The following is a 1,192-nucleotide window of genomic DNA, read 5'->3' on the forward strand; positions in this document are numbered from 1 at the left end:
GGCTGGGGGCAGCGGGTGAGGGGAAGCGGGTAGGGCTGCTGCTGCCCGGGGTGCGGCGGGTAGGGCTGCGGCTGTCCGTACGGTGGCGTGGGCATGGGCACGGTGGTCACGTACGCGGAGCCGGGCCCCTGGTGCGGGAGTCCGGCGCCTTTCCCGGTCAGGCGTGCGTAGAAACGTACGTCGGCGACCAGGTAGTACACACAGACGGCCGCGAGGATCAGGAGCTGCAGCGCTATGAACGCGTTGTCGAGGCTGTCCGCCTCCACGTTCGGCTCGTTCCTGCCGAGCACGGCGATCGCCACGCAGGTGAACACGAAGCCGGTGCCGGCCGTCCACCAGTCGAGGGCACGGCGGCGGACGAACGCGAGCCTGAACAGCGGTGCCCACAGCAGGAAGCCCAAGGAGCAGACCGCGAGCAGGGTGAACAGCACGCGCATGGAGACGATCCAGGCCCTGCCGGGGACTCGGCGCGGCGCCGTGGGCGGAAGACCCGGGGCGTACATGGCTGCTCCTGGATTGCCTGGTCGTGAAACGTCCGCGCGCACACGGGCGTGCGTGCGGATCCGAGCGTAAGGGGCGACACCGGCGGAGGGCGCGGGGTTGTGCGGAACCGTTGTGGTTCCGGTCACTCCGGCGTGACCGTGCCGTCCGTCAGGCCGTCGTACAGGCCTTGGACGAGCTGTCCGCCGAGGCGTCCGGCGAGGCGCAGCGCGTCCTCGAACGCGGCGAGCGCGCGGAACCGTTCGCCGTAGCGCTGCTGCTCGGCCAGGGGCAGGCGCGGGAGTTGGAGGCGGCGGGCGTCGAGCCGGGTCGCGGTGGAGGCATGGCTGCTGGCCTGCCGGTTGGTGGTGGTGCCGCGCAGGAAGCCGGCCAGGAACCAGGGGTCGAGCACGGCGGGGTCGGGCCGCAGCAGCTGGAGGTTGCGGCCGAGCGCTGCCCCCGCGGTGGTGTCGTCGACGACGCGGACGACGGTGACGCCGCCGAGCACGGGGACGACGACGTCGCCCGCCGCGACGTGCACGGGTTCCTCGGGCGTCCCGTCGGCGGGCAGGCTGCCCGAGGGCGCGGTGCCCGCCAGCACGTCGTGCTCGGTGAGGACGGGGCCGGTCCCGGTGCCGGTGCCGCCGTGCCGGAGCTGGAGGGCGCCGGCGCGGGCGAGTTCGCCGAGGGTGGTGAGCGGGCGGTGCGCGGG

Annotated in this window: 1 protein-coding gene and 1 pseudogene; both read right to left on the bottom strand. The window is 73.9% G+C overall.

Going from position 1 to position 1,192, the window contains the following annotated elements; genetic code table 11:
* The coding region (locus tag EAO73_RS34745) for a hypothetical protein (RefSeq protein WP_147975525.1) at positions 1-503 on the bottom strand (503 nt) is incomplete at its 3' end.
* Between the two features lie 122 nt (positions 504-625).
* Positions 626-1,192, bottom strand: a pseudogene (locus tag EAO73_RS34750) (SAM-dependent methyltransferase); the annotation flags it as partial.

Origin of the sequence: Streptomyces sp. col6 (genome assembly GCF_008042035.1) — a bacterium.
Classification (GTDB): Bacteria; Actinomycetota; Actinomycetes; order Streptomycetales; family Streptomycetaceae; genus Streptomyces.